We start from the raw sequence: 22694 nt of genomic DNA on the forward strand, positions 1-22694 counted from the left end.
GCCAAACGCGATCACTGTGGAGTCCACTCACAAGCTACGTGCCAAACGCGATCACTGTGGAGTCCACTCACAAGCTACGCGCCAAACGCGATCACTGTGGAGTCCACTCACAAGCTACGTGCCAAACGCGATCACTGTGGGAGCTGGCTTGCCAGCGAAGAGGCCATCAAGGGCACTGAAAGCCCCCTGCCCTGACACAGCTCGAATTACTGCCCGGGGACCTCATCCAGCAGCAGGACTTGCCGGCTCAGTACCAGGTCGGCCACTGCAGCACCCAGCGCCTTGTAGTGCTTGGTATCGCGGTGGTGTTTGATCGCGGCCATATCGATCCAGCGCTCGACGAAAACGAAACGCTCGGCATTGTCCTGGTCGACATGCAGGGTGTATTCACGGCAACCGGGTTCGGCGCGCGAGGGCACCACGACGGCCTTCAGCGCGGCTTCCAACTCGGCGGCTTTGCCCGGCTGGGCTTGAAGAATGGCAACGACACGAATTTCATGATTCATCGGTTTTCTACCTGAAAGTGGCCTTGAACGGCGAAGGCTATCGGGACCGCGATCATGATCCCTCTGCCGTCGGTCAGCAAGGGCGAAAGGCTCTGGATCGCTACTGCGCACGGATCAGGTCGGGGCAGGCAGCCCCCCGGAAAAGCGCTGCCCATCGCATGGATGGGCAGCGGCAGGCCCCGGCGAATTCAGGGTTTCAGCGGTGTTTCCCGGTCGCGCTCCGGCATCTCCTTGCCATCGTCGGGATGCTTCCAGGTTTGCGGCGGGGGTTCATCGGGAGTGTCGTCCTCGGTGAGTTCGTCCTCCTGCGGCACGGGCACTTCGCGCCAGGGCATGGCACTGAAGGGCCGCCGCGAAAACGGCTCGACCAGGGAAGCAGGCTGGGTATCCATACGCACCTCGCATCAGGATGCCCGGACCGTCCGGGCGTTGAATACTCAGTGTAGGCAAAACACCAACAACCTGCCGCCAGAGCGAAGGGCGGGAAAATGGATTGAACGATCGGCAGTGGCCGGACGTCCACCGTTTACAGGGGCGCCTGATAGCCTCTAGGAGAATATCCATGATTACCCACTTCAAGACCGAGGGACATCTGGCCTGCGGTCGCCACGGCGACAATCTGCTTTCCAGTACCGAACTGGCCCGCGTCAAATGCCGCAGCTGCCGCAATACCGAAGCCTTCAAGGCCACCCGCAAGGATCAGCGCAATGCCACGCGCCGGGCCGCACGCAAGGCCAAGGCCCTTCACACCGCCAATGACTGGCGGGCGACCTGGGTCCAACGGCTGACCGCACTGCCCGGTCGTCAGCGCCTGCCTCGCGGGTTTACCGGACAGGCTTTCGTCTAGCCCGCCCGGCAACCCCGACGACTTACTTGGCGTCCAGGGCGTGCTTGGCCGCCTGCTCGATCAGTGCAGCCACTTCTTTCGGGTGCGACTCGTAGACCGCATGGCTGGCACCGGCGATTTCGATGGTGTGGCTATTGGCGCGCTTGGCGTACATGCGCTCCAGGTCCGGGTTGATCATCCGGTCCGACTTGGCTACCGCATACCAGCTTGGCTTGGTTTTCCAGGCAGCCGAAGTGGCGGCGGTGGTGAACACCGAGGCCGAGGTCAGGGCCTGGGCATTGGCTTCGAATTCGGCCTGGGCCTTGGGCAGGTCAGCCGCGAAGTCGGCCGGGTAGAACGCCGGATCAAGGTAGAGGAAACCGTCCGCGGTCTTCTTCACGGCCTTGGTGGCATTCGGGTAGAGCTTGCCGTTGGCAGCCTCGGTCTCACCGATATCCAGGGCATGGGCGGCGATATAGACCAGGCCCGCCACATGCTCATCGGTACCGGCATCGGAAATCACCGCGCCGCCATAACTGTGGCCGACCAGGATGGTCGGGCCGTCCTGCATCGCCAGGATCCGCTTGACCGCGGTCACGTCCTCATTGAAACCGGTCAGCGGATGCTGGGCTATCGACACGTGGTAGCCGTCCTTGACCAGGATGTCGTAGACCGGTTTCCAGCCGGCGCCGGTGACAAAGGCCCCATGCACCAGCACGATATTGTGGATCGGCGCGGCCGGAGCGGCGCTGGCGGTACCGGCCGCCAGGAAAGCCAGGGAAGCGGCAGCAAACAGGGAACGGGCTTTGGAAAGTTTCATCGGGCTCATCTCGCAAGGGGATCGGGTTTCAGGGCGCCGGATCGACGTTCCTGCTGTGTCAAAGTGGTTTGCCCGAGTCCGACGAACGAGCGCCGGGTTTATTCCAATGGCCCCCGAAAAATAATCCGGATTCAGCCTGCCGGGTTCTCATCGGTCCGCAGCAAAGCACTGAAACCCTGGATCTGCGTCCAGTCCACCGCCTTCAGGTAATCGATCAGCGCCCGCAGCTTGCGCGTACCCTGGCGGCGGTCCGGGTAGTACAGGGTGTAGCTGGGCAAGTCCGGACTCCAGTCCGCCAGCAGCCGGACCAGGCGGCCGTCGGCAAGAAACGGCTCGATATAACCGTTGACCATGTAGGCGATGCCCTGGCCGTCCAGAGCCGACTGCACCAGCACGCCGGAGTCATTGACGATCAGTCGGCCGTTGACCGCGATCTGCAGATTTTCGCCGTCCTTGCCGAAGGCCCAGCGCTCGACCACACCACTGCTGGACGGGCGAAAACCGAAACACTGGTGCCCGACCAGCTCCTGCGGGTGCAGGGGAACACCGTACCGCTCCAGATAGACCGGCGAAGCCACCACATGCACGGCCAGCGGCGGGCCGATCCTGACCGCCACCATGTCCTGCTCGACATGCCCGCCGAAACGGATACCGCAGTCATAACCCTGGCGCACGATATCCACCAGGGAGTTTTCCAGGCTGATCTCCAGGTCGATCTCCGGATAGGCATCGAGAAAGCCTTTGAGGATTGGCTGCAATACCGTCAGGTAGGCCGCTCGTGGCACGTTCAGGCGCAGCAGGCCCGACGGCTGGCCGCTGCTGTCACCCAGCTCCTCGGCGGCAGCACTGAGTTCCCTGACCGCCGGCATGACCCGCTCCAGGAAGCGCACGCCCGCCTCGCTCAGCGCCACGCTGCGGGTGGTGCGATTGAACAGGGCGATCCCCAGTCGTTGTTCCAGGTTGCGAATCACCTGGCTGACCGCTGACGGACTGACGCCCAGTCGCGTCGCCGCTGCCGTGAAACTGGAGAGTTCGGCCACATGGACAAAGGTCACCAGTCCATCGAGTTGATCCTGACGCATGGCACCTTCCTCACTGAATAGTCGACATCGGCGCTTATTATGAACCCCGACTTAATAGCCTTGCCAGCATTGAGTGGATTGTCTGAAAAGTTCGAATGCGTTGAACTGAAGGCCTGTCCCCTGGAGGATTCACCATGACTCAATTCACGCAAAAAACCTGGTTCATCACGGGCGTCAGCTCGGGTTTCGGCAAGGCCCTGGCCGAAGCGCTGCTCACCGCCGGTCACCGGGTGGTAGGCACCCTGCGCAACGAAGCGGCACGCCAGGCCTTTGAAAACAGCCAGCCGGGCCTGTCGTTCGGGTGCTTGCTGGACGTTACCGACAATGCCGCCGTGCCGGCGGTGGTGACGGACATCGAAGCAAGGATCGGTGCGATCGACGTGCTGGTGAACAATGCCGGTTATGGCCATGAAGGCCCGATCGAGGAGTCACCGCTGGAAGACCTGCGCCAGCAATTCGAAGTCAACGTATTCGGCGCGGTGGCAGTGATCAAGGCGGTATTGCCGTTCATGCGCGAGCGGCGCCGTGGGCACATCCTCAACGTCACCTCCATGGGCGGCATCACTACCTTCCCCGGCCTGGGCTACTACCACGGCAGCAAGTTCGCCCTGGAAGGTATCTCCGAAGCACTGGGCAAGGAAGTCAGGCCGTTCGGCGTGTTTGTCACCGCCATCGAGCCCGGGGCTTTCCGCACCGACTGGGCCGGTCGCTCGATGGTTCGTGCCGAGCGCAGCATCGCCGACTACGATGCCTCCTTCGATGCCCAGCGCGAAACCCGCCAGCAACGCAGCGGTAACCAGGTCGGCGACCCGGCCAAGGCGGCGCTGGCGATGATGGCGGTGGTCGAGGCCGACGAGCCGCCGGTGCATCTGCTGCTCGGGCATGACGCGGTGCAGTTCGTCAGTGCCAAACTGGAAGGTCATCTGGCGGAAATCAAGCAGTGGGAAGCGCTCTCGCTGAGCACCAACTTCGACTGATATCCATCCGTGATCGTTTCCACGTCCTGCGTGGGAATGCAGCCCGTGACGCTCCGCGTGACAACAGCGGACGCAGAGCGTCCGGAGAGACATTCCCACGGGGACCGTGGGAACGATCATCCGTCTCCCGTGCTAGCATGGCCTCTTTACCCGGAGGGGACACGGCATGTTTGAAGGTCAGCGCTTCTCGGCGTTTCTGTTCGATATGGACGGGACATTGCTCAACTCGATCGCCGCCGCCGAGCGTGTCTGGAGCCACTGGGCACGGCGTCATGGCCTGGATGTCGAAGCCTTTCTGAAGACCATCCATGGCGTGCGCAGCATCGACACCGTGCGCCGCCAGAATCTGCCCGGCGTCGACGCCGAGCGCGAAGCCGCCGCCATCTCCCAGGCCGAGATCGACGATGTCGAAGGTGTGGTCGCCATCGACGGCGCCCTGGCCTTTCTCAACGCCCTGCCCCCGCAGCGCTGGGCCGTGGTGACCTCGGCGCCGCGCGCCCTGGCCGAGAGTCGCATGGCTGCCGCCGGCATCGCCCTGCCCGACCTGGTGATCAGTGCCGAAGACGTGACCCGTGGCAAACCGGCGCCGGACGGCTACCTGCTGGCCGCGCAACGACTGGGCGTGGCGCCCGCGCAATGCCTGATTTTCGAAGATGCGCCGGCCGGTATCGGCGCCGCGGAAGCCGCCGGGATTCCGGTAGTGGTCATCAGTGCCACCCACGGTCACCCGCTGCAAACCCCGCATCCGACGCTGGAGGATTATCGCCGGGTGACGGTGGACAGCAACGACCAGGGCCTGGCGCTGCGCCAGGCCTGATCAGCCGCCTGCGTTACGAAGCGTACTGTACACCCAGCGACGCCAGGGCCTTCCAGTAATCCGGATAGGTCTTGGCGACGCAGTCCGGGTCCTGGATACGGATACCGGCGACCTTCAGGCCCGCCAGGGCAAAGCACATGGCGATGCGATGATCGGAGTGGGTATCGATCAGCGCGTTGCAAGCCGTGCCCGCCAGCGCCGGATCGGAAGCCACCAGCAAATCGTCGCCTTCCACCGCCGCCAGCCCGGAACGGATTTCGTTCAGGCCGTCGAACAGCGCCTGGACCCGATCGCATTCCTTGACCCGCAGGTTCGCCAGTTCGACAAAACGGACCGGCGTACGGTTGAACGCCGCCAGCACCGCCAGGGTCGGAATCGCGTCCTGCATCTGCGAACCGTTGATCACCGCCGGCATGTTCGGGAACTGCTGGATCACTTCCAGGGCCTTGGCGTCCGGCTGGGTGAAGTCCTCGCCCGCCACGCCCAGGTCGATACGCCCTTGCGTCAACGCCTCGGCCGCCCACAGGTAAGTGGCCGCCGAAGCGTCCGGCTCGACCTGATAATCACAGGCCGTGTAGCCGGTGGCCGCGACACGCCACAGGGTCTCGTCGAGGACTTCCACCTGGGCCCCGAAGGCGCGCATGCAGGCGATGGTCAGGTCGACATAGCCGCGAGCGCCGATGTCCTTGCCGGTCAGTGCGACTTCCACCGGCTCCTGGCCACAGGCCGCCAGCATCAGCAATGCCGAGACATACTGGCTCGACAGACCACCGTCGATCTCGAACCGGCGCGCCTGGACCCGGCCGCTGCCGCGCACGGTCACCGGCGGGCAACCGGTGGCGCTCTCGACATCCAGGCCGCCGCGACGCAGGGCATCGAGCAACGGGCCGATCGGGCGCTTCTGCATATAATGGTCGCCATCCAGCACCACCGTGCCGTTGACCGTGCTTACCGCGGCGGTCAGGAAGCGCACCGCGGTGCCGGCGTTGCCGAGGAACAGGGGCTGCTCCGGCACTTGCAACTGGCCGCTGCCGGTGACCACGAAAGTCGTATCGTCCGGCTCGCTGATGGTCACACCCATCTGCCGCAGGGCATTGGACATGTGTCGCGTGTCATCGCTTTTCAGCGCACCGGACAGGCGGCTGGTGCCCTTGGCCAGGGCCGCCAGCAGCAGAGCCCGGTTGGTGATCGACTTGGAGCCGGGCGGCGTCACCTTTCCGTTCAGGGATGCGTTCGGCGGGATCACGGTGACGGTTTGCTGCACAGCCATTAATCAACTCTCCAGACTCGAAAGATAAGCGCACAGGCTCGTGCGCCTCGACAGTCCACCATGATGCCATCAATGCACACCGTGGATCATCCGTTTCCGTCGTGTAACCCGTCATATAGCCCTGTCATATAGCCCTGTCATACAGCCCCGTCACGCGGCCCCGTGCCAGGCAATGCCATGGCCATGGCTCAATTGCCCAAGCAGGCCTTGCGATTCGCCAATAAGGGGAGACAATGGACGGGATCTATTCTTCGACATCGACCCTGCCATGACCGAACACGTCCCACGAAGCATCCTGCCCCTGCTCATGCTGACCCTCGTTTTTTCGATGATCTCCGGCTGCTCCGGCAAGCGCCCACAAACCCCGATCGCCGGGGATCCGTGCTATGCCAAGGCCGTACCGACGAGCGGCGTCGGCGGACTCGCCTGGGGGCCGAGCATAGGGACGGCCAGCGTAAAAGCCCTGAGCAACTGCCGACGCTACGCGGCTGAATCAGGCGGCGCATCGGCCACCTGCAAAGTGACAGCGGCCAGTTGCCGATAAACCGCCTGCAAGCCCCTATGGCGCCTGGTCGTTGCCGGCAAATCTTCAGGCCGCCCGGTTCGTCGCCTGGATGAAGTCGATAAAGGCCCGCAGCTTGCCCGGCATCCGAGGACTCCAGCTATATATCCGACCATGCGCTGCTGGCCGATGGGGGCTACTCGGTAGCCTGATTGGCCGGGCTTGTCAGCAAGATTCTCAGTGAATTCGCGGCCCTCTTCGCGGGCAAGCCCGCTCCTACAGTAATTGCGCAAGGCACAAAACCTGTGGGAGTGGGCTTGCCCGCGAAAGGGCCAGCAGCGGCGACGCAAAACGTTGTCAGCGAGTACCCGGAGCCATGAACTCGGGACCTACCGGGTCCTTGATGGTGTTGAGCAGGATCTGGTCGATCTGCTTCAGGTCATCGGCCGACAGGCTCCAGCCGAACGCCTCTTCAAAGCCCTGCAACTGCTCCGGCTTGCGGGCCCCCCACAAGGCGATGATCGGCCCCTGGTCGAGTACCCAGCGCAAGGCCAGGGCCAGCACCGATTTGTCGTGCCGCTCACGCGCGAACAGGTCCAGCGCCGCCACGGCGGCCAGGTACTGTTCGAAGCGCGGCGCACGGAATTTCGGATCGGCGCCACGGATATCGTCACTGCCAAACGCCGTCGATGGACTCATCGAGCCCGTCAACAGCCCCCGGCACAGCGAACCATAGGCCAGCACCACCATTTCATGCTGCCTGGCATACGGCAGGATATCGCTGTCGATCGCCCGCTCGAACAGGTTATAGGGCGGTTGCACCGTCGCCAATGCGCTGTACTCACGGAACTCGTCCATCTGCGCCGGCGAATAGTTGCTCACGCCCACCGCCAGGATCTTGCCTTCCTGGCGGAGTTTCTCCAACTCCAACGCCGTCTCCTGCTGTTCTACCAGCGGATCGGGCCAGTGGATCTGGTACAGGTCGATATAGTCGGTTTCCAGGCGACGCAGGGAGTCTTCGACTTCATGGCGAATCCGCTGGGCCGTGGCGTTGCGCCGTACCGATCCGTCGTCCCACTGCAAGCCGGCCTTGGTAGCGATCACGGCCTGGTGCCGCACACCCGCCAGCGCCTTGCCGATCAGCACCTCGGAATGCCCCTTGCCATAGACCGGCGCGGTGTCGATCAGGTTGATGCCACTGTCGAGGGCATGGCGAATGGTCTGGATGGACACGGCGTCGTCGGCGCCACCCCACATCCAGCCGCCCATGGACCAGGTGCCCAGGGCGATGCGCGAAACCGGCTTGTCGATGCCGGCAATGCTGATGTGTTCGATACTCATGAAGAACCTCTGTCAGAGTCGAGGGGAAGAAAGGTCAGTTACTCTAGATCATCCATGGTTGAATGGGGCTCAACACCCCGTTAACCCGACCGACTCTGGAAACCCTCGATATGGCCGGATTCAACCGCTCCGAACTGGCGGACCTGAACGTTTTCATGGCGATCATCCGTCGCCGCAGTTTTCGCCAGGCTGCCCATGAGCTGGGAGTCACCACCTCGGCGCTGAGCCACACCATGCGCAATCTGGAAACCCGCCTGGGGGTCAAGCTGCTCAACCGCAACAGTCGCTCGGTGGAACCGACCGACGCCGGTGGCCTGCTGGCACAGAAGCTCGCGCAGGGCTTCGAGACCATCCAGGGCGCTCTCGACGAACTGGACCTGTATCGCCATGCTCCGATCGGCCGCCTGCGCCTCAACGTCCCGCGCGATGCGGCCAAGCTGCTGATCAGCCCGGTGCTCGCGCCGTTCATGGCGGCCTACCCGCAGTTGCACCTGGACCTGATGGTCGAGGACCGCCTGGTGGATATCGTCGCCGAAGGTTATGACGCCGGTATCCGCTACGGGGCGACGGTGCCACAGGACATGATCGCAGTGCCGCTGACCGGCGAACTGCGCTGGGTGATGGTCGCCTCCCCCGCCTACCTGGCCCGCTGCCCGCCCCCCGAGACGCCGGAAGAGCTGCTGCGGCATTCGTGCATCAAGATGCGCCTGGGCAACAACACCGCCTATAAATGGGAACTGGGCAACGGCGAGCGCCAGATCCGCCTCGAAGTGCCCGGCATGCTCAGCGCGTCCGACACCCAGGCGTCGATCGATGCCGCCCTCGCCGGTATCGGCATCGCCTACTGCCTGGAACGACGGGTCAGCGAGGAACTGCACGATGGCCGCTTGCGCGAAGTGATGCCGGACTGGTCGTGCATTGGTGTGCCGCTGTACATGTACTACTCCAGCCAGCGCCAGTCGCAGCCGGGGCTGCGCCAGTTGATGGACATGATTCGCCTGCAGCACCTGGGCTCACAGTTGATCGAGCCGGCACTTTCAAGAGCTATCGAATAATCCCCGTGCTAGCGTGTTATCTCTCGGTAGGCGCGGATATTCCACCGTGCGGCCCTGGAGACTCGAATGAAGCGCTTGTTATCTGTGATCGCCCTGACAGCGGCCTGCCTGAGCACGGCCACCGTGGTGTTGGCCGACGACTGGAAACTGGCCCATGAGGAAGACGGCATCCAGGTCTTCCTCAGCAAAGTGCCCGGCTCGCACTACCAGAGCTTTCGTGGCGAAGTCGATATCAAGGCCGATGTCTCCACCCTCAGCGATCTGCAGGAAAACCTCCGGGTCGCCTGCAAGTGGCTGTATGCCTGCGCCGATATGCGCCTGCTGAAAAATGACGGCGACGATACCTGGGTCTACCTGACCACCGACCTGCCCTGGCCGGCCAGCCCCCGGGACATGGTCCTGCATGTACACACCGAGCGAAACGACGACGGCAGCCTGGTCCGCCACCTCGACGCGGCGCCCGACTATACCCCCGTGGTACCGGGGCTGATCCGCGTGCGCCAGTTGAGCGGTGTGTGGAAGATGCAGCCCAGGAGCGACAGCGAGACCCGTGTGATCTATCAATTGCAGGCAGAGCCGGCGGGGGACATTCCGTCCTGGCTGGCCAACCAGTTTGTCGTCGATGCACCGATGGTCAGCCTCAAGACCTTGCGGGCGGTGGCTGAACGACAAGGGATCCGCCCGGCACCGACGGATGCCGCAACCACCGCGCCCTGACCGTCGGTGAACGAGTGGATCAACTACCCAGGCGCTGCTTGAAACCCTCGATCCACGCCCGGACCATGGCCGAGTAAGGCGCGTCGGGCCGCGCCATGGCCTTCATCTCGCTGAGTATCTGGTCCTGCAGGAAACGCAGGCGCTTGGCGATGCGCTCATCGCGATCCCGGCGGGCCTGGTCCTGCGGATCGATGACCGGCACATCCGGATCAGGATGGAGTTCCTGGGCCATCAGGCCCATTTCCAGCGCCAGCATCTCCAGGAACTCCAGTTGCCGCAACAAGCGCGTACGCTCCTGCACCAGGCCGAGCCGATTCAGGCCATAGACATGGATCGACACCGTGCCCTTGAGACTCAATCCCGTATCCCGCGCTTCGCGAACCAGGCCGTCGATGGCTGTGCCGGTGAGCGGCGGCAAGTCGCGGCCCGGGTGCTGCCGGGGCAAGACCAGGCCGATCAGGTTCTCCCGGTCGATATGAAACCTGAGGTGCTCGTCCGGGTTGTCCCGACAAGGATCAAGCAGCAGCGGGTACTCGGCGACCAGATCGGCGCCTTCGACCATCGCCCTCTGGCCGAGGATCGGAAAGCTGTCCTTCTTGCCCGTCAGCACCACACTCGCGTCGCTGAAGCCCTGGCGGTCATCCAGCAGGGTCTGCAGCCTGGCCGACAGTTTGGGCGTGACCTGCTTGCGCTTGCGGTTGCAGTCGATGCAACTGGGCAGCAAGTTGTCCCAGTCCATGGCCAGCCACCAATAACCCGGATGACCGCTCTCCTCGGACACCGCGCCCTTGGGCCGGTAATGCTCGATATCCACCGGCGCCGTGGAGGCATAGAAGCTTTCGCAGTAGGCGCACTTGCCATGGAACAGCTCATCGAGCTGCTTTTTCACACTGTCGGACTTGTACACCGCAAACGCCGGCGGACTGCCCGTCGGGGCGCGGAAGTAGGCTTGCAACTTGCCCAGTTCTTTGGCAGCAGCCGACTCGTTTCCGGACAGGGCATCGGGTAGCTTGGCGGTCTTGCGGATAACGGCACGCATGATTCAGAGCGACTCCAGAATATCCAGGATACGTTGCCTGGAGGCGCTGCGCAGTTCACCCAGTTTGGCGCTGGACGCCTGTCGGCGGTTCTTCAGGTACTCCACCACCGCCTCCTGCACCAGCCGCTGCACTTCGGTCGACCCCACCGGCAAGGCATCGCTGATATCCCGCTCGAAGCGTTCCCAGGCCTTGAGCTGCGTCTCGGTCAGCGGTTCATTCCGGTCACGCGCGGCGAGGATATCGGCAAACCGCGCCAGTTCGCGCTCGGTGCCCGGCTGGTCGGTGGAGGTCAGGCTGAAGAAGTCCGAGGTCAGCAACTGCTCAATAGTCAGTTGGCTGACATCGGGCAGTTCGACCAGTTGTTCGACCATCACCGGCAACTGGGTTTGCGGATCGCAATCGCGGGCGACCCGGTGCATGACGATCACCTCATGGGCCTGCATGCCGCGCAGGCACAGCGGGTCATGGGTGGTGGCGATAAAGGTGACCTTGGGCAGCGCGCTGCGCAGTGCGCGCATGATCTGGATCTTCCAGCGCGGATGCAGATGCGCCTCGACCTCATCGATCAGCACGATGGCCTGGGCCGTGGCCAGGGTGTCGAAGAACGGATTGACCTGCCGGTTCATCAGGCCCTGCATGATGTCGCAGACCATCGCCAGGATCGAACGATAACCCGAGGACGCCAGGCTCAGCGGTGTTTCGTGGCGCACCTGGCAGCCCGCGGTCGTGGTCACGATCAGGCAGCGCTTGCGTGCCTGGTCGCGCACCATCACGTCGAACTCACCCTCGATCGACAGCACGTCCCGCAAGGCCCGTACCACCATCTGGAAATCAGGTTCCTTGAGGCTCAGCAACCACTTCTCGGGGTTGGACAGCAACACGTCCGACTGGAACAGGTTGATGATCGACTTGGCCGCGCTGAAGCGCCGCACGCCTTTCTGGTATTGGCGAAAGGCGCCGTAGGCGAAGACGGGAGGAAGTCGGTTCGGACGTTCGGCGGAATAAGCGCCATCGGCAATGGTCAGCGTCCTGCGCACCCCCTGCTCGAAAGTGAGGGTCACGCTGGCCGAGGCCGCTTGCGGCAACGACGTGGCCCCCATCAGTTCAGGATTCAGCGGCAGCGCACTGATATCCAGTTGCAACTCCGCCCTGGCTTTGTCCGTACACAACGCCAAGGCGGTGGCTTCCAGCAGCGAACTTTTCCCGGCAGCGTTCTCGCCGAGAATCAGCAATGCCGGCTGCAAAGGTTGTGCACTACCGGAGAGGCCCTGTGAATGCTCGGAAACCGGCAGGTTCAAGCTGAGCTGCTCAATGCCCTTGAAATGATTGAGCTGGATCGAAAGCAGCGAGGGGAAGCGCTCCGAGGTACCCGTAAAGAACTCGAGATCGGACCTGACACTATTGAGGCTTGCATCGGTATACCAGGCACGCAGCCGGGTAAGACGTTGATTGAAATGCTTGTCACGGGCCAGAACCATGAAGCTTTCGGCGATCTTGAGCCGCGTCACAGGGAGACGCTTTTCCCCCGAAAACGTCAGGACCGAAACGAGTCGGCAGCACAGCAAGTACCAGATGCCGCCAAACTCCAATCCGGAAAAGTCGAAAATATCCAGATACCCGGGATGAGCCAGCGAATCATCCTTCATGAGTTGCTCAAAGGTGCTGTCGATCAGCGTTCTCATGTAGCGATGAAGTTGCGTCCCTCTTGGCGCACACAGCTCTTCCCGATTGAGTTTGAAGTGCTGAAGGGTAAATTGCCCGCGATCACTGCTTCCGACCAGCGCGCCTGTGGCAAGGTCGACATCGAAGTGTTTGGCGAAATTATTGTCGACACAGGGGTCGAGCAGCAGGTTATGTTCCTTGGGCGGATAGTCGCGCCAAAGTCCAAGGCTCTCCTTTTCGTAGCGACGCAACTGCTGCTCGTTGGGCAACGACGCACGCCTGCCCTTGACCGGGAAAAAATCCGGGCGCTCAGGCATACAACTCGCGCAAATCGGATAGATGTTCTCCCAGGCATGACGCAGCCAGGCGTAATACAGGTGAGCAGAAACCTGGTTCTGGCTGGGCGTGGCGTTGGACGGCGGACGAAATTGATACGGTTCGGTCCGCCCTGCAGTCTCGCAAAACGCACATTTACCGTGAAACAGCCGTTGCAGGCCAAGCAGGATCGAGGTTTCGTTGAAGTTGTCGAAACTGTCGGGCAGTCGGGTCTGCGCGCGCCTTTCAGGGTTGGAGAGAAAAAACTCCCTGAGCTGACGCCGCGCCGGGGCAAAATCCGGGCCTTGAAAAATTTCCGGCACCGGTACAAAGCTGCGGTCAAATCGCTGCACGACTCATCTCCCTGACGATCCGGGAACGCCGCACGACCTCCCCGAAAAAGCACGGACTTTATAGGGCCCGCCGCAAAAAGTGGAGCCGTTTTTCGTCGCTGATTCCTTCGCGCTCGAATCAGCCACACTATCGCTGATCGGCCAATACTGCTCACCCAAGGAGTTTGAAGAAAGGCACGATCTTGTGGCGAGCGGGCTTGTCGGGACGCCGCATCGCCGCGCTGGGATGCGAAGCGGCCCTGAAAACGATAATCGCAATATGCCAGGTAGAATGCGGTGATCGTTTTTACGACTGCTTCGCAGCCGAGCGCGGGCAAGCCCGCTCGCCACAAGTACTACCGGGTTTGAAATCACCGCATTGCCTCCGACCTGCTGCGCTATGTCACACTGGGCGCCGGAGCGCAGATGTTATATTCCTGGCCCTCCCCAGCGGCTTGAGCGCGCCTTCAGGCCGCTGATCGATCTCCTGTTTATCCAGATGACGGTGACGTATTCAATGAGCAGTTCCCTTCCCCTCGCCCGCGATATCGATGGCAAGGCCATTGCCGCCCGGGTGCTCGAAGAAGTCCGTGCGGATGTCGCGGCCCTGGCGCTGCAGGCCGTGGTTCCGGCCCTGGCGGTACTGCTGGTCGGTGACGATCCGGCCAGTCATGTCTATGTGCGCAACAAGCTGCTGCGGGCCGAAGAAGCCGGGATCCGTTCGCTCGAATACCGTCTGCCGGCGACCACCACGCAGGCCGAAGTACTGACACTGATCGGCGAACTGAATGCCGATCCGCTGGTGAACGGCATCCTGGTGCAACTGCCGCTGCCGGCGCATATCGAGGAACAGGCGGTGATTCACGCCATCGACCCGGTCAAGGACGTCGACGGCTTTCACCGTGAAAACGTGGGTGGGCTGGTACAGGGCGCCGAGGTGCTGACACCCTGCACGCCCAGCGGCTGCATGCGCCTGTTGCAGGAAACCTGCGGCGACCTGGGTGGCCTGCATGCGGTGGTCATCGGTCGTTCGAATATCGTCGGCAAACCGATGGCGACCTTGTTGCTGCAAGCCCACTGCTCGGTCAGCGTGGTCCACTCGCGCAGCATCGATGCCCCGGCACTCTGCCGCCTGGCGGATATCGTGGTCGCCGCCGTCGGTCGCCCACACCTGATCGATGCCAGTTGGCTCAAGCCCGGCGCGGTGGTGATCGATGTCGGCATCAACCGCATTGAAACCGCATCCGGCCCGCGCCTGGTGGGCGATGTCGACTATGCCAGCGCACGTACCGTGGCCAGCGCGATTACCCCGGTACCCGGCGGTGTCGGACCGATGACCATTGCCTATCTGCTGAAGAACACCGTGATTGCCACGCAACTGCAACGTGCCCGGCGACTTCTCGGCGTGACGCCGGCGCAGCCATGAACTACAGCTACCTGCTCATGCCCTCGCCCGTCGGCCAGTTGAAGCTGGTCGCCAGGGACGAACGGCTCGCCGCGATCCTCTGGGAAAACGACAAGCCGAATCGGGTGCGCCTGGGAGACATGACCCTCGATCCGGAAAAACCGGTGCTGATGCGCACCGCCCGGCAACTGGCCGAGTACTTCGCCGGAACCCGCCACCACTTCGAGTTGGAACTGGACTTCAACGGCACCGAGTTCCAGAGAAAAGTCTGGCAGGCACTGTTGACCATTCCCTTCGGCGAAACCCGGACCTACAGCGAAATCGCCCTGCAGATCGGCAGCACGCTCAAGGCCGTGCGGGCAGTCGGTGCGGCCAATGGCAAGAACCCGATCTCGATTATCGCGCCCTGTCACCGGGTGATCGGCGCGTCGGGCGAACTGACCGGCTTTGCCGGCGGGCTGGAAGCCAAGGCGCTGTTGCTGGAACTGGAAGGTTGTCAGTGGGCGAACGCCCGGAAGCATCCACCGGGCACGGCGGGAAAACACCGTGACAAGGCGCCGAATCCAAATCTGGAATTACCGTTCTGACGCTATCGACGCCAGTTGTGTCTAGATGACACTACCAGCAAAGGCCCTGCGTCCGGCCTTCATCTCGGTGCGCAGCTCACCGATAAAATTGGCCACCGAGCGGACACTGGTGAAACTGCTGGTGGAGACACCATTGAGCTGCAGGTCCACGCGCCCGGAAACCGGGTCGAAGATCTTGATCATCAAGGCTCCGCCACCGTTGACCGTGCACGTGCAGGACAACGGCAGAAAACCCGACTCAATGGCCTGGCACAGTTTGTCTACTGGAAACATCGCAGTCGTCCTTGGGATCGAGCCCGGGGCAGCTCTTGCCGACTCAGGATAGACCAGCCGCGGCAACCTGCATGGCACTGAAGGCTTTTGGCAGGGGCCTGCCTGCACCAACTTGACGGAATGTGAACCCTGTCACAACGTCAGGCCGGATTCACTGTTTCGCCGGCAGCGCCACCACGGCGAACGCCTTGCGCAGGCGCAGCATCTCGTCGTCGTTGCCGACGGTGATGCGCAACCAGTTCGGCCAATCGTCCCAGATTCGCCCGACCCGCACACCTCGTTGGGCCAGCCCCTGGGCGACGACATCGGCGGGGCGACGCAGGTTGACCATGAAGAAATTGCCCTGGGCCGCCGTGCAGGCGAAGCCCCGCTCCCGGAACCAGGCCATGCTTGCATCACGAATACGCGCATTGGCGCGCTTGCGTTCCGGCAACAACGTACGATCTTCCAGGCTGGCGATGGCCCCCATCAACGATGACGCCGCCGCCACGTTCTGCTCACCGAGCACATTCAGCTTTTCCAGCAGTGCCGACTGGCCGACGGCAAACCCCAGGCGTGCGCCCGCCATGCCGTAGATCTTGGAGAACGTGCGCAGTACCAGCAGGTCCGGATGTTCCTTGACCAGTGCGACACAACTGGGCGCATCGCAGTAATGTATATACGCCTCGTCAACCACCACCAGGGCGTCCGTCGGCTTGTCCCTCAAGACGCGTTCGATCTTCGCCATGGGAGTGAGCGTCCCCGTCGGATTGTTCGGATTGCAGATATAGATCGTCCCCGACCGCGGGTCCACCGAGAGCATCCGGTCAATATCGTGGGCATGCCCGGCGTCGAGTGGAACCTCATGCACGACTGCCCCATGAGCCTCGGCGGCCAGACGCGGCGCCTCGTAGGATGGCGTCGCCATCACCAGGCTGCGTGGGCCGGTAAAGGCCAGCACCGCCTGCTGCAAGGCAACCTTGGAACCGGCATAAATGCCGATGTTTTCCTCCGCAACGCCCAGTTGCCGCGCCAGCAGCGCCACCAACTGATACTGAAACGGGTAGGGATAACGTCCGGACAGGGCAATGCCCTGCTCCATCGCCCGACGTGCCGTCTCCGAAGGGCCCCAGGGACTCTCGTTGAAATTGAGACAGACCTCACTGGAAGCCTTCGGGCGGGCGGATGACGTCTCTGAAAATGCCTGGCCTGCCCCACCCAGCAATGGCAATGCAGCCATCCACCCCACCATCGAACGACGTGTGATATCAACCATGAAAAAGCGCTCCCTTGATCAGTTGGACTCGATGGCCTTCAAGCCATTCATGAAAAACTGTTATCAAGGGGAACGAAGCGAAAAAAGTACGATTTAGCAACAATCGTGTACCAGAAAACCTACAGAACACCGAGCAACAAGCGCACCGGCGATCAGGTCTTCGGGAACAGCACTCGTCAGGACGCCGTGCCACGTCGATAAAACGCCAATACCCCGCCAAGGGTCATCAGCAGACCACCGGTCACCCGGTTGAACACCCGCAGGTGCCCGCCCTGCAAGCGGCTCAGCAGCCGCGCACCGCACAGCGCGTAGAACAGCATGATGCTGACATTGAGCAAGGTCAGCACCGCGGTCAGCGTCGCATATTGCGGCAGTTGCGGCTGGCTGCTGTCGATGAACTGCGGCAGGAACGCCGACATGAACAGCAACGCCTTGGGATTGGTCAGCGCCACCACGAAACAGCGCACGAACAACCCGACGGAACGCGTTGAGCCTTGCGCTGCCGGCAACTCTTCCAGGGACCCGGTCGAGCGCAGCATTTTCCAGCCGAGCCAGACCAGGTAAGCCGCGCCCAGCCACTTCACTGCCTGGAACAGCGTCTCGCTGGCCTGCAGCAGGATTCCCAGGCCGCAGGCCACGGCCGTCACCAGCAGCGCATCGGCGAGCACCGCCCCGCCCATGCCCCAGGCCGCGGCCCGGATACCGTGGTTGGAACCGTTGTGCAAGGCCAGCAAGACCGTGGGGCCGGGCATGGCAATGATCGCCGCCGAACTGATCAGGAACAGCAGCAGGGTTGCCAGCGTCATGGAGAGTGCCTTGAAAATGAAAAAACAGCCGCCATTCTGCGGCCTGTCCCGACGCGCATCAACCGCTGGTGCGGTGCTCCGTCGTTTGCACTGGACGGGGCTAAGCTGTTTCGTGATAAAACAAAGACAAGCACTGAAGCGTTTCAGCGTCTTTCCCACCAGACAGGGTGATAGCCTCATGACCGACCAGAAGCTGCTCGACTCACTGTTTCCCGCCGCCGCGGACATTCCGGAAAAGTACCGATTCGAAGGCCAGCTGGAGCAACGCGAATACCTGGTCAACGGTACCTTGCGCACCTGGGACGGTCCGCTGGCACAGGTCCGCAGCCCGGTGTACCTGACCACCGACAAGGGTGATGAACAGGTGATCCTCGGCAGCACACCGCTGCTGGACGCCGACACCGCCCTCACCGCCCTCGATGCGGCGGTCCGCGCCTATGATCGTGGCCAGGGCGAATGGCCGACGATGCGCGTGGCCGAACGGATCCAGCATGTCGAGGCCTTCCTGCGGCGTATGCGCGAACAACGCGAGGCCGTGGTCAAGCTGTTGATGTGGGAAATCGGCAAGAACCTCAAGGATTCGGAAAAGGAATTCGACCGCACCTGCGACTACATCGTCGACACCATCAATGCCCTCAAGGAACTCGACCGACGGTCCAGCCGCTTCGAGCTGGAACAGGACACCCTCGGCCAGATCCGCCGGGTACCCATGGGCGTGGCGCTGTGCATGGGCCCCTACAACTACCCGCTGAACGAAACCTTCACCACCCTGATCCCGGCGCTGATCATGGGCAACACCGTGGTATTCAAGCCGGCCAAGCTCGGTGTGCTGCTGATCCGTCCGCTGCTGGAAGCCTTCCGCGACAGCTTCCCGGCCGGGGTGATCAACGTGATCTATGGCAGCGGCCGGGAAACCGTCAGCGCCCTGATGGCCAGTGGCAAGATCGATATCTTCGCCTTTATCGGCACCAACAAGGCCGCCAGCGACCTGAAGAAACTGCATCCCAAGCCCCACCGCCTGCGCGCCGCCCTCGGCCTGGACGCGAAGAACCCCGGGATCGTGCTGCCGGAAGTGGACCTGGACAACGCGGTCAACGAATGTGTGACCGGTGCGCTGTCGTTCAACGGCCAGCGCTGCACCGCACTGAAGATCCTCTTCGTGCATGAGGCGGTGGTCGACCGTTTTATCGAGAAATTCAACCGCAAGGTACAGAGCCTGGTGCCCGGCATGCCCTGGGAAAATGGCGTGTCACTGACGCCGTTGCCGGAAGCGAGCAAGGTCGATTACCTCAATGGCCTGGTCGCCGATGCCCTGGGCAAGGGCGCCAAGGTGGTCAACCCCGGTGGTGGCCAGACCCGCGCCTCGTTCTTCTATCCGGCGGTGCTGTATCCGGTGAATGCGCGGATGCGCGTGTACCAGGAGGAGCAGTTCGGACCGGTGGTACCGATCGTGCCCTACCGCGATCTGGAAACCGTCATCGACTACGTGCTGGAATCGGATTTCGGCCAGCAGTTGAGCCTCTTCGGCACTGACTCGACCGAGGTCGGCCGGCTGGTGGACACCTTCGCCAACCAGGTCGGCCGGATCAATATCAATGCCCAGTGCCAGCGCGGCCCGGACACCTATCCGTTCAACGGGCGCAAGAACTCCGCCGAAGGTACCCTGTCGGTGCATGACGCCTTGCGGGTGTTCTCGATCCGGACCCTGGTGGCGACCAGGTTCCAGGAGAACAACAAGGCACTGATCAGCGACATCATCCGCAATCGCGAGTCGAGCTTCCTGACCACCGATTACATTTTCTAGATGCTCGTGTGACCAGGGCTGGCGTCAGATACACAGGTACACCGCCAGCAACACCAGCGACAGGACCAGGATGGCTTCCCCGAACAGTTCGAGGGAGCCTTCGCGCTCCGGGCCATAGTTCCAGCTGACACTCGGCTGGCGCATGGCCCAGCGCCTGTTCGGCTGCTTGTCGAAATGTCCCAGTGCCCAGATGGCGATCCCTATGGCACCGAACTCCAGGGCGATGATCAGGAAAAGTGTCATACCGCTGTCCTTTCTAGGCCAGTTATCAGGACATTAGGGCGCGATTCGGGAAAAACGTTCGTAATGAAATCGGTTTTTTTGCCGATGAAGGTAATCACCCTCATAGTCCCGCCTTGCACTGATCTATCATTGCGACCTGGGTCATTCGGCCGCCGCACTCGCCTATCGTCATTAAGAAACTCATGCCACGTATCGACCTACGCCGATTGATCCTGTTGTTGTCGCTTTCCGTCGTCACCCTGACCGCCGGCAACCTGTTCTTTGCCAGCTACCAGACCCAGCGTAACTTCCTCATGGCCCAGACCCTGGAGGCCAATCGGATCTATGCTCTGAAACTGGCCAGTTCCACCGACAATTTCCTCAAGTCGACCCAACAGCAACTGGCCTTCAGCGCGGGCCTGATCCCGGATATCTGGAACCAGCCGGAGCAGTTGTGGCAGGAAGTCCATCGACTGCGCCGCCAGACCAACAGTTTCAACTCGGTGATCGTCATCCGCGCCGACGGCAAGATCATCGCTTCATCGCCGCTGTCGATGAACCTCACCGGAGCCTTTTCCAGCAGTGAAGGTTTTCGCCAGGCCAGCGCCCTGCGCCAGCCCTATATTTCCAGCCCCTATATCGGCGCCAACAATCACCTGATGATCCAGATCTCCTATCCGATCTTCGACGGCGACGGCAACTACCTGGGCTACCTGGGTGCCGGGATCTACCTCAACGAACCGAATATCCTGCATTCGCTGCTGGGCGAACATTACTACCGTGACGGCTCCTATCTCTATGTGGTCGATACCCAGGGCCGGCTGATCTATCACCAGGATCCGGCGCGGGTCGGCGAAGTGATCAAGGGCAACCCGGCGATCGACGCGGTGATCGCCGGCCAGACCGGCAGCCTGCGCCTGACCAACTCCCAGGGCATCGACATGCTGACCGGTTATGCGCCAGTGCCGCGGATCGGCTGGGGCGTGATCAGCCAGCGTCCCACCGACATCACCCTGGAGGGCCTGAAACGGCTGATGCTGGAAGTCGCCGGCTATGCGGTACCGCTGTTGCTGCTGTCCCTGCTGGGGATCTGGTGGATCTCGACGCTGATCACCAAGCCGCTCTGGCAATTGGCCAACTCCACCCAGTACTGGGGTTCTTCGACAGCCGCGCAATCGGTGAGCAAGGTCAAGGCCTGGTACTACGAGGCGGCCCAATTGAAAAACGCCATGCAGAAGGCCCTGATGTCGCTGCACCAGCAACTCGGCCGGCTGAACCAGGAAAACGTCACCGACCCGCTGACCGGCCTGACCAACCGGCGCGGCCTGCAATTGATCCTCGACGATTGGGAAAGCCGTCGCCAGCCGTTCGCGGTACTGGCCCTGGATATCGATCACTTCAAGCAAGTCAACGACAGCTACGGACACGGCGCCGGCGACCTGGTCCTGCAACACCTGGCCCAGCAGATGCGCCGCCACTCCCGGGAAAGCGATGTGCTCTGCCGCCAGGGCGGTGAAGAGTTCATGATGCTGCTGCCCGGCACGCCACTGGCCCAGGCCATCCAGGTGGCCGAGCGACTGCGGGCGGCCATGGCCTATACCGAAAGCCCGAACGGCATTCCGGTCACCGTGTCTCTGGGCGTGACCGACTGGCCACGGGATCGCCAGAGCGTGGCCCTGGCCCTCAAGGAAGCCGACCGGGCCCTCTACCGGGCCAAGGGCAACGGGCGCAATCGGGTGGAATCGGTCGCGCCGGGAATGCCACTGGACGACACGAACGGATAGACTGGGCGCCCCGGACGACGCCCAACCGGCCCTAACACCTTTCCAGACCCTGAACCCCCGACGACTTCGGGGACTTCTTTCGAGATGTGCAACCAGCATGACCTTCAATTTCGACACGCTACTCGACCGCCGCAATACCGGCAGCACCAAGTGGAGCCGTTACCCGGCCGATGTCCTGCCCATGTGGGTGGCGGACATGGACCTGCCGGTCGCGAACGAAATCACCCAGGCCTTGCACAAGCGTCTTGAACACCCGCAACTGGGTTACAGCGTGGCCCAGGATGCCCTGCGCCAGGCCATCGTCGCCGACCTCTGGGCCAAGTACGCCTGGCGCGTGCAGCCCCAGGAACTGATTTTCCTGCCCGGCGTCGAGCCGGGTTTCAACATGGCCCTGCGCGCCTTTGTGCAGCCGGGCCAGAATGTCGTGGTGCAGACCCCCAACTACCGCCCGCTGCGCCTGGCGCCGGGCCATTGGAACCTGCCGAAGGTCGAGCTGCCGTTCGAGCGCGATGCCCACGGTGACTACATCACCCCGTTCACCGCCCTGCGCGACGCCCTGCAAGGTGGCGGCGCGCTGCTGCTGAGCAACCCGCACAACCCGCTGGGCAAGGTCTTCCCACGAGAAGAGCTGCAGCAAGTAGCCGATATCTGCCTGGAACAGGGTGCACTGATCATCTCCGACGAAATCCATGGTGATCTCTGCTTCGACGGCCGCCGGCATATCCCGATCGCCTCGCTGAGCCCGGAGATCGCCCGGCACACCATTACCCTGATGTCGGCGAGCAAGGCCTACAACATCGCCGGGTTGAAAACCGCCTATGCGATCGTCCAGGACGCCAAGGTGCGCGAGCGCTTCAACGCTGCTCGCGGGGGCATGGTCGACAGCGTCAACGCCCTCGGCCTGGAAGCCACCCAGACCGCCTACACCGAGTGCGGTCCGTGGCTCAAGGGCCTGGTCGAGTACCTGCAGGCCAACCGTGACTACCTGCAACACGCCGTGCAGACCCGCCTGCCGGGGGTGGTCATGCAACCGGTCCAGGGCACCTACCTGGCGTGGCTGGATTGCACGGCATTGGGCCTGGAGGATCCGTACACCTTCTTCCTGGAACAGGCCAAGGTCGGCCTGAGCGCGGGTATCGAGTTCGCCGACGATACCCGGCAGTTCGTCCGCCTGAACTTCGGTTGCCAGCGGGCACTGCTGGAAGAAGGCATCCGCCGCATGGAAAACAGTCTGCGCCAGCGCTGAGCCGAGCCGAGCAGATCGTTCCCATGCGCAGCAAAGGCATGCAGCCCGTG

General features: G+C 62.6%; 24 protein-coding genes. 12 read left to right on the top strand and 12 right to left on the bottom strand.

Going from position 1 to position 22694, the window contains the following annotated elements; genetic code table 11:
• Window positions 1-206 precede the first annotated feature (206 nt).
• Both HX851_RS29260 and HX851_RS29265 read right to left on the bottom strand, forming a co-directional pair.
• Window positions 207-506, bottom strand: a complete 300-nt coding sequence (locus HX851_RS29260; RefSeq protein WP_177065000.1) for a putative quinol monooxygenase — start codon at window positions 504-506, stop codon at window positions 207-209.
• A gap of 188 nt (window positions 507-694) precedes the next feature.
• Window positions 695-898, bottom strand: a complete 204-nt coding sequence (locus HX851_RS29265; protein ID WP_177055355.1) for a hypothetical protein — start codon at window positions 896-898, stop codon at window positions 695-697.
• A 170-nt stretch (window positions 899-1068) separates the two neighbouring features.
• On the opposite strand from HX851_RS29265, the gene HX851_RS29270 reads away from it, so the two are divergent.
• Window positions 1069-1353 (top strand): hypothetical protein, encoded by a 285-nt coding sequence (locus HX851_RS29270; RefSeq protein ID WP_177055699.1) that lies wholly within the window; start codon window positions 1069-1071, stop codon window positions 1351-1353.
• Between the two features lie 22 nt (window positions 1354-1375).
• Here HX851_RS29270 and HX851_RS29275 read toward each other — a convergent pair whose 3' ends face one another.
• Both HX851_RS29275 and HX851_RS29280 read right to left on the bottom strand, forming a co-directional pair.
• A complete protein-coding gene (locus HX851_RS29275; protein ID WP_177055701.1) occupies window positions 1376-2152 on the bottom strand; it encodes an alpha/beta hydrolase in 777 nt (258 codons plus the stop codon).
• Window positions 2153-2283: 131 nt separating this feature from the next.
• Window positions 2284-3234 carry a LysR family transcriptional regulator gene (locus HX851_RS29280; protein WP_177064998.1) on the bottom strand — a complete coding sequence of 317 codons (951 nt, stop codon included), beginning with the start codon at window positions 3232-3234 and terminating at the stop codon, window positions 2284-2286.
• A 134-nt stretch (window positions 3235-3368) separates the two neighbouring features.
• On the opposite strand from HX851_RS29280, the gene HX851_RS29285 reads away from it, so the two are divergent.
• Window positions 3369-4211 carry an oxidoreductase gene (locus HX851_RS29285; RefSeq protein WP_177064996.1) on the top strand — a complete coding sequence of 281 codons (843 nt, stop codon included), beginning with the start codon at window positions 3369-3371 and terminating at the stop codon, window positions 4209-4211.
• 166 nt (window positions 4212-4377) lie between these two features.
• Window positions 4378-5028, top strand: a complete 651-nt coding sequence (locus tag HX851_RS29290) for an HAD-IA family hydrolase (protein WP_177064988.1) — start codon at window positions 4378-4380, stop codon at window positions 5026-5028.
• 13 nt (window positions 5029-5041) lie between these two features.
• Here HX851_RS29290 and HX851_RS29295 read toward each other — a convergent pair whose 3' ends face one another.
• Window positions 5042-6298, bottom strand: coding sequence for a 3-phosphoshikimate 1-carboxyvinyltransferase (locus tag HX851_RS29295; RefSeq protein WP_177055709.1), 1257 nt, complete (start codon window positions 6296-6298; stop codon window positions 5042-5044).
• A 268-nt stretch (window positions 6299-6566) separates the two neighbouring features.
• On the opposite strand from HX851_RS29295, the gene HX851_RS29300 reads away from it, so the two are divergent.
• Window positions 6567-6842 carry a hypothetical protein gene (locus HX851_RS29300; protein ID WP_177055711.1) on the top strand — a complete coding sequence of 92 codons (276 nt, stop codon included), beginning with the start codon at window positions 6567-6569 and terminating at the stop codon, window positions 6840-6842.
• Window positions 6843-7157: 315 nt separating this feature from the next.
• On the opposite strand, the gene HX851_RS29305 is transcribed toward HX851_RS29300, so the two are convergent.
• Window positions 7158-8141: an aldo/keto reductase gene (locus HX851_RS29305; RefSeq protein WP_177064986.1), complete on the bottom strand. Its 984-nt coding sequence runs from the start codon at window positions 8139-8141 to the stop codon at window positions 7158-7160.
• A 110-nt stretch (window positions 8142-8251) separates the two neighbouring features.
• Between HX851_RS29305 and HX851_RS29310 the strand changes: the two genes are divergently transcribed.
• The gene (locus HX851_RS29310) at window positions 8252-9196 is read left to right on the top strand and encodes a LysR family transcriptional regulator (RefSeq protein ID WP_177055715.1); all 945 of its coding nucleotides are present in this window, start codon (window positions 8252-8254) and stop codon (window positions 9194-9196) included.
• 66 nt (window positions 9197-9262) lie between these two features.
• Window positions 9263-9913, top strand: a complete 651-nt coding sequence (locus tag HX851_RS29315) for an START domain-containing protein (protein ID WP_177055721.1) — start codon at window positions 9263-9265, stop codon at window positions 9911-9913.
• Between the two features lie 19 nt (window positions 9914-9932).
• Here the strand turns inward: HX851_RS29315 and HX851_RS29320 are convergent, their stop codons facing one another.
• Together HX851_RS29320 and HX851_RS29325 are read right to left on the bottom strand one after the other, a co-directional pair.
• Window positions 9933-10952 carry an endonuclease gene (locus tag HX851_RS29320; RefSeq protein ID WP_177064984.1) on the bottom strand — a complete coding sequence of 340 codons (1020 nt, stop codon included), beginning with the start codon at window positions 10950-10952 and terminating at the stop codon, window positions 9933-9935.
• A 3-nt stretch (window positions 10953-10955) separates the two neighbouring features.
• Window positions 10956-12251 carry an AAA family ATPase gene (locus HX851_RS29325; RefSeq protein WP_256262766.1) on the bottom strand — a complete coding sequence of 432 codons (1296 nt, stop codon included), beginning with the start codon at window positions 12249-12251 and terminating at the stop codon, window positions 10956-10958.
• On the opposite strand from HX851_RS29325, the gene HX851_RS29330 reads away from it, so the two are divergent.
• The 3 genes from HX851_RS29330 to HX851_RS29340 all read left to right on the top strand — a co-directional run bounded on the left by HX851_RS29330 (window position 12228) and on the right by HX851_RS29340 (window position 15254).
• Window positions 12228-13298 (top strand): hypothetical protein, encoded by a 1071-nt coding sequence (locus HX851_RS29330; RefSeq protein ID WP_177064982.1) that lies wholly within the window; start codon window positions 12228-12230, stop codon window positions 13296-13298. The genes HX851_RS29325 and HX851_RS29330 overlap by 24 nt on opposite strands.
• 481 nt (window positions 13299-13779) lie before the next feature.
• On the top strand, window positions 13780-14688 hold the full coding sequence (folD, locus tag HX851_RS29335) for a bifunctional methylenetetrahydrofolate dehydrogenase/methenyltetrahydrofolate cyclohydrolase FolD (protein WP_177055725.1): 909 nt from the start codon (window positions 13780-13782) through the stop codon (window positions 14686-14688).
• The gene (locus HX851_RS29340; protein ID WP_177055727.1) at window positions 14685-15254 is read left to right on the top strand and encodes a methylated-DNA--[protein]-cysteine S-methyltransferase; all 570 of its coding nucleotides are present in this window, start codon (window positions 14685-14687) and stop codon (window positions 15252-15254) included. The genes folD and HX851_RS29340 overlap by 4 nt, the downstream gene beginning before the upstream one ends.
• Before the next feature lie 21 nt (window positions 15255-15275).
• Here the strand turns inward: HX851_RS29340 and HX851_RS29345 are convergent, their stop codons facing one another.
• From HX851_RS29345 to HX851_RS29355, 3 genes are all read right to left on the bottom strand, one after another.
• Complete coding sequence (locus HX851_RS29345) at window positions 15276-15527, bottom strand: DUF1652 domain-containing protein (RefSeq protein ID WP_177055734.1); 252 nt, start codon at window positions 15525-15527, stop codon at window positions 15276-15278.
• Window positions 15528-15678: 151 nt separating this feature from the next.
• Window positions 15679-16782, bottom strand: a complete 1104-nt coding sequence (gene ptaA, locus HX851_RS29350) for a pyoverdine biosynthesis transaminase PtaA (RefSeq protein WP_177064980.1) — start codon at window positions 16780-16782, stop codon at window positions 15679-15681.
• 176 nt (window positions 16783-16958) lie between these two features.
• Window positions 16959-17588 (bottom strand): LysE family translocator, encoded by a 630-nt coding sequence (locus HX851_RS29355; RefSeq protein ID WP_177064978.1) that lies wholly within the window; start codon window positions 17586-17588, stop codon window positions 16959-16961.
• A gap of 178 nt (window positions 17589-17766) precedes the next feature.
• On the opposite strand from HX851_RS29355, the gene HX851_RS29360 reads away from it, so the two are divergent.
• Window positions 17767-19392 (top strand): NADP-dependent glyceraldehyde-3-phosphate dehydrogenase, encoded by a 1626-nt coding sequence (locus HX851_RS29360; RefSeq protein WP_177055746.1) that lies wholly within the window; start codon window positions 17767-17769, stop codon window positions 19390-19392.
• A 24-nt stretch (window positions 19393-19416) separates the two neighbouring features.
• On the opposite strand, the gene HX851_RS29365 is transcribed toward HX851_RS29360, so the two are convergent.
• Window positions 19417-19635, bottom strand: a complete 219-nt coding sequence (locus HX851_RS29365; protein ID WP_177055748.1) for a hypothetical protein — start codon at window positions 19633-19635, stop codon at window positions 19417-19419.
• A gap of 182 nt (window positions 19636-19817) precedes the next feature.
• Here HX851_RS29365 and HX851_RS29370 point away from each other — a divergent pair, with 182 nt between their 5' ends.
• Complete coding sequence (locus HX851_RS29370) at window positions 19818-21398, top strand: sensor domain-containing diguanylate cyclase (RefSeq protein WP_177064976.1); 1581 nt, start codon at window positions 19818-19820, stop codon at window positions 21396-21398.
• A gap of 97 nt (window positions 21399-21495) precedes the next feature.
• Window positions 21496-22644 (top strand): MalY/PatB family protein, encoded by a 1149-nt coding sequence (locus tag HX851_RS29375; RefSeq protein ID WP_177055760.1) that lies wholly within the window; start codon window positions 21496-21498, stop codon window positions 22642-22644.
• Window positions 22645-22694: the final 50 nt, after the last annotated feature.

Origin of the sequence: Pseudomonas gingeri (assembly GCF_013385635.1) — a bacterium.
Taxonomy (GTDB): Bacteria; Pseudomonadota; Gammaproteobacteria; order Pseudomonadales; family Pseudomonadaceae; genus Aquipseudomonas; species Aquipseudomonas gingeri_A.